The organism is Streptomyces sp. WELS2 (assembly GCF_013870595.1).
In the GTDB taxonomy this organism is placed as follows: Bacteria; Actinomycetota; Actinomycetes; order Streptomycetales; family Streptomycetaceae; genus Streptomyces.
Genome location: NZ_JACBWZ010000547.1, coordinates 1 through 4,328, shown reverse-complemented (window position 1 = coordinate 4,328; position 4,328 = coordinate 1). Strand labels below are relative to the sequence as shown.

At 69.0% G+C, this 4,328-nt stretch carries 7 protein-coding genes; 3 read left to right on the top strand and 4 right to left on the bottom strand.

Annotated features, from left to right (window positions below; translation table 11 throughout):
* Nucleotides 1–59: 59 nt before the first annotated feature.
* The 3 genes from H5J33_RS25300 to H5J33_RS25290 all read right to left on the bottom strand — a co-directional run bounded on the left by H5J33_RS25300 (nt 60) and on the right by H5J33_RS25290 (nt 1,377).
* A complete protein-coding gene (locus tag H5J33_RS25300; RefSeq protein WP_181797178.1) occupies nt 60–260 on the bottom strand; it encodes a DUF397 domain-containing protein in 201 nt (66 codons plus the stop codon).
* Nucleotides 261–343: 83 nt separating this feature from the next.
* Nucleotides 344–544: a DUF397 domain-containing protein gene (locus H5J33_RS25295; protein ID WP_181797177.1), complete on the bottom strand. Its 201-nt coding sequence runs from the start codon at nt 542–544 to the stop codon at nt 344–346.
* An 11-nt stretch (nt 545–555) separates the two neighbouring features.
* On the bottom strand, nt 556–1,377 hold the full coding sequence (locus H5J33_RS25290; RefSeq protein WP_181797176.1) for a helix-turn-helix transcriptional regulator: 822 nt from the start codon (nt 1,375–1,377) through the stop codon (nt 556–558).
* A gap of 106 nt (nt 1,378–1,483) precedes the next feature.
* On the opposite strand from H5J33_RS25290, the gene H5J33_RS25285 reads away from it, so the two are divergent.
* Together H5J33_RS25285 and H5J33_RS25280 are read left to right on the top strand one after the other, a co-directional pair.
* Nucleotides 1,484–1,807 (top strand): hypothetical protein, encoded by a 324-nt coding sequence (locus H5J33_RS25285; protein WP_181797175.1) that lies wholly within the window; start codon nt 1,484–1,486, stop codon nt 1,805–1,807.
* Nucleotides 1,782–1,973: a hypothetical protein gene (locus H5J33_RS25280; RefSeq protein ID WP_181797174.1), complete on the top strand. Its 192-nt coding sequence runs from the start codon at nt 1,782–1,784 to the stop codon at nt 1,971–1,973. The genes H5J33_RS25285 and H5J33_RS25280 overlap by 26 nt, the downstream gene beginning before the upstream one ends.
* 342 nt (nt 1,974–2,315) lie before the next feature.
* Here H5J33_RS25280 and H5J33_RS25275 read toward each other — a convergent pair whose 3' ends face one another.
* Entirely contained in the window at nt 2,316–3,137 is an 822-nt protein-coding gene (locus H5J33_RS25275; RefSeq protein ID WP_181797173.1) for a MerR family transcriptional regulator, read from the bottom strand.
* A 382-nt stretch (nt 3,138–3,519) separates the two neighbouring features.
* Here H5J33_RS25275 and H5J33_RS25270 point away from each other — a divergent pair, with 382 nt between their 5' ends.
* The gene (locus tag H5J33_RS25270; protein WP_181797172.1) at nt 3,520–4,182 is read left to right on the top strand and encodes an RNA polymerase sigma factor; all 663 of its coding nucleotides are present in this window, start codon (nt 3,520–3,522) and stop codon (nt 4,180–4,182) included.
* Nucleotides 4,183–4,328: the final 146 nt, after the last annotated feature.

The window sequence follows — 4,328 nt, the reverse complement described above, 5'->3', positions numbered from 1 at the left end:
CTGGCCCGCAGGCTCGCGGCGGAGGAGGACGGGCGTGGCCGTGACCGACCGGTGTGAGTTCAGACGCGCCGGGCGGCGGCGTACGTGATGAAGGCGGACCAGGTGCCGGTGGTGAAGTGCAGTACGGCGCCGTCGGTGTCCTTGGAGTCGCGGACGGGGACCACGTCGTGGGTGGTGGCGAGGTTGGTGGCGACCTCGATGCACTGGCCGCCGTTGCCGCTGTAGGAGGACTTGAACCAGCGGGGGGCCTCGGACGTCATGGGATGTCCCTTTCATGCCGCTTGGATGAAGAGTGCGCCTCCTCCCACTACAGCCGAGGGAGGAGGCGGGCACGAGCGGGGTTTCAGACGCTCTGAGCGGCGGCGTACGCGATGAACGAGGACCAGGTGCCGGTGGTGAAGTTCAGCACGGCGCCGTCGGTGTTCTTGGAGTCGCGGACGGGGACCACGTCGTGGGTGGTGGCGAGGTTGGTGGCGACTTCGATGCACTGGCCGCCGTTGTCGCTGTAGGAGGACTTGAACCAGCGGGGGGACTCGGTTGTCACGGGGTGCCCTTTCATGCCTCTTTGATCACGGCCACCGATGCAGCCTGGGACAGAGCATCTGCCTGCAACTGATGGTAGTCCGCCAACAGCGGGAGTACGGCGGCAGTTTCGCGCTCCAAGTGGCCTCGCACCTGGGACTCCGCGTACGCGATCACGGACAGGTCCGGCATCGTCAGTAAGGTCATGGGGAGGTTGAACGGGCGACGCTCCCCCATGTCGAAGGGGGCGATCTGGAGCACGGTGTTCGGCAGCTCGGCGAACTGCATCAGCCGGTCGAGCTGGGCCCTCATGACCTTGGGCCCGCCGACCTGTCTGCGGATGCAGCTCTCGTCCATCACCACCAGCATCGTGGGCAGGCGGCCGCGTTCCACGGCTTCCTGCCGTTCCGCCAGGAAGGAGACTCGTTCCTCTGCCTGTTCGGGCGTGATGGTCCCTCGTCGCACGGCACTGTCCGCCAGGACGCGCGCGTACTCCGGTGTCTGGAGCAGGCCGGGGATGATTCCGATTTCGTACAGCCGGATTTCCGCCGCCCTGCCCTCGTGCTTGACGAACTCGGGGAAGCCCTCCAGCAGGTTGCCGTGCTGGATCTGCCGGTACTCGCGCTCGAAAGAGTTCCCGGTGCCCGTGAGGCCGAATGCTCTGTCCGCGCTACGCGAAAAGCGAAGGGTCGGAGGCTTCCGACCAGTTTCGACCGCCGAGATATGCACGCTGGAATAGTCCATCAGGATGCCCAGATCGTCCTGGGTCCAGCCGCGGGCCTCCCGCAGACTGCGCAGACGCGCGCCGTACGCCGCTTGCGGGGAGGCGTCGGGGTTCAACTCCTTGCGATTCAACCGTCGTTCACCAACCTTCCGTTCTCTGCCAACACGTTGAGCGGTCCCCAGGTGTGGTCCAGGCTGAACCTGTCCGGTAGTCGTGTCACTACGGAGAGGAATAATCGTGCCCGAAAGGCTGAGGGAATCGGCGTTGGTTGACGGTGAGAAGCCCGGCGGCGAAGAAGTCCCCAGGCTGGGGATCCGGCAGGTGCTGGAGGTCGGCGAGACCACCTTCGCCCTGGCCGAGGCCCTGGAGAAGGCGGGCATCCGGCTTCCGCAGTTCCACACCCGCCTGGCCCCGGCCGAGGACCGCCGCTGGGTGGTGCGTCTCGGCGACTGCAATGTGTACCAGGCCCGCGAGATCCTCCGTCTCCTGCGCGACGGGCTGACCCTGCGGGAGCGGCACCCGGAGGAGGCGATCAATGGAGCACCCTCCGAGGACAGTTGACGCGCGGGCCCGCCTCGAGAGGGCCATCATGCGGGCCGGTGCCCTGGTGGACGTACTGATCGACTCCGCGGGCGGCTTCCTGCTCATCCAGTGCATCGGGATCGAGGCGGCCGAGGAACTGGCGCTCACCATCGAGGCCGGTGTGCAGGCGAGGGTGATCAGATGACGACGGGCCCTGAAACGACCTTCCGATGCCCGAGCGTCTGCGAGATCCGGGACGACGTCCTGGAACAGGCGCGGCGACTGCCCTGCGCCGACCACGGCGAAGTCGACTGGGCGTTCCTGGACGACCTCCAGTGCCTGCTGAGCGAGGAAACGCACGAGTACCACGCGACTTGGCTGCGAAGCGGCTCGGAGCTCGAGAAAGACGTGTACCTGTGCTGGTCCGACCACTCCGGAAAGCAGTGGATCGTGGACGCGGATGTCTGCCTCAAGACCAGAACACCGATGGAAACGCCCTGCACGATCTACCAGGGCCATCCCGGGAAGTGCGAGTGGGACTGCGCGATCAGCCCTCGGTCACCGGTGCCTGTAGTTCCGTCACCCAGTCGTCACGGTTCTCCGGGCACTCCAGGCTGATCTCGCGGGGGTATCCGGCCGACCGGTAGCCGTGGGCGTCGATCCAGCGGGCCAGGGTCTGGGCGGTGGGGAGCACGGCATCCATCGGGCCGCGGTGCACGATGGTCGCCGCCCGGTCGAGGGACGGCAGGTCGAGGATCCGGACGGTGCCGTCCCGGAGAGGCGCGCGGACCTGGACGGCGGCGTGGACGCTGATCCTGCCCCCGCCCTCCGGGGCGTCCTCGTAATAGGCGATGCCGGGGCCCGTGGGGGTGATGCCCTCCGAGCGCAGGCACCGGAACAGCTCGTCGTAGAGCGGCCCGATGACCGGGCCGATGTCCTCGGGGGCGAAACTCGCGGCGGTTGCGGTCAGCTCCGCCACCCGGACGGAAGGGACGCTCTTGATCACGACGTCGTTCGCGGGCATGTGCCCCTCGCTCTCGATGGCTCGGAGCCTCGCCTCGACCCGGACCAGCCGTGCCGCCGCGGCGGCCATCGCCGTCTCCAGTTCGGCCCGCCGCAGCCGCAGCATGCCGCGCAGCTCATCGAGACCGATCTTCTCGTCCACGATGTCCTGGACCTGCTGGAGGGTGAATCCGAGATCCTTGAGCGCGATGATCCGGTTGAGACGGGCGAGCTGGGCGGCGGTGTAGTAGCGGTAGCCGCTGGCGGGGTCCACGTGAGCCGGCCGCAGCAGTCCGGTCGCGTCGTAGTGGCGCAGCATCCGGACCGAGACGCGGCCGTGCCGGGCGAAGTCTCCGATGGTGAACATGATGTCTCCGAGCCGACCGCCTGACACGGTGTGAGGGTCAAGGGACACTACTCGGCAGCTGGCAGCCGGCAGCCGGCAGCCGGCGTTCGTGGACGGCCCGCATCGGCACAGACCGGGTCGGAAGGCGACAAAGCGACGACCGGAGCCGCCACCCCCCACAGGAGAGGCCCCGGCCGTCGCGCGTACGGGTCGCGTGCGGCCCGTACTCCCTTCAGCGCCGTGCGTGCCGTTTCTGTCACACCCCGCCACATCGGGTCCTCACCGTCCGCACATCCGCACCTGGTCACGAGTTAGTTGCATCTTCTACGCACGTGGACGTGCGGCCCTTTCACGCCGTAACGTGCCTTTCGCGCCGACCGGGAACAGGCGTAAAGGGAGTACGGTGCTGGGGGACGACGCGGAGCTGACCGCCGCGGTGCGCGCGGCACAGGGCGGGGACGAGACCGCGTTCCGCACGATGTACCGCGCGGTGCACCCCCGGCTGCTCGGATACGTCCGCACCCTCGTCGGCGACGCCGACGCCGAGGACGTCGCCTCCGAGGCCTGGCTCCAGATCGCCCGTGACCTGGACCGCTTCAGCGGCGACGCCGACCGGTTCCGCGGCTGGGCCGCCCGGATAGCCCGCAACCGCGCCCTGGACCACATCCGCATGCGCGGCCGGCGCCCCGCCATAGGCGGCGACGAGACCGAGCTGACCGGCCGGCCCGCCGAGTCCGACACGGCCGGCGAGGCCATCGAGGCCCTGGCCACCGACAGCACCCTGTCCCTGATAGCCCGGCTCCCGCAGGACCAGGCCGAGGCCGTCGTGCTGCGCGTGGTCGTGGGCCTGGACGCCAAGACCGCCGCCGAGACGCTCGGCAAACGCGCGGGCGCCGTCCGCACCGCCGCGCACCGCGGTCTGAAACGGCTCGCGGAGCTGATCGGCGCGGATCCGGAATCGGCGGGCGGACTCGACGCCCTCCCGCCACAGCGAGAACCGCGCCGCGGCGCGGTGACGTCCGCAACTGTGACGCATACGCGTACGCGGACGCAGAAGGACATGTGATGGCCGACGAGCAGGACAAGTGGCTGGACCGTGGGACGGCGGAACGTCTGCTACGCGGGGAGTCGCTGGAAACCGTCGCGCCTCACGCCCGTGACCAGGCCGAACGCCTCTCCCGGGCGCTCGGCGCGCTGTCCGCCCAGGCGGCC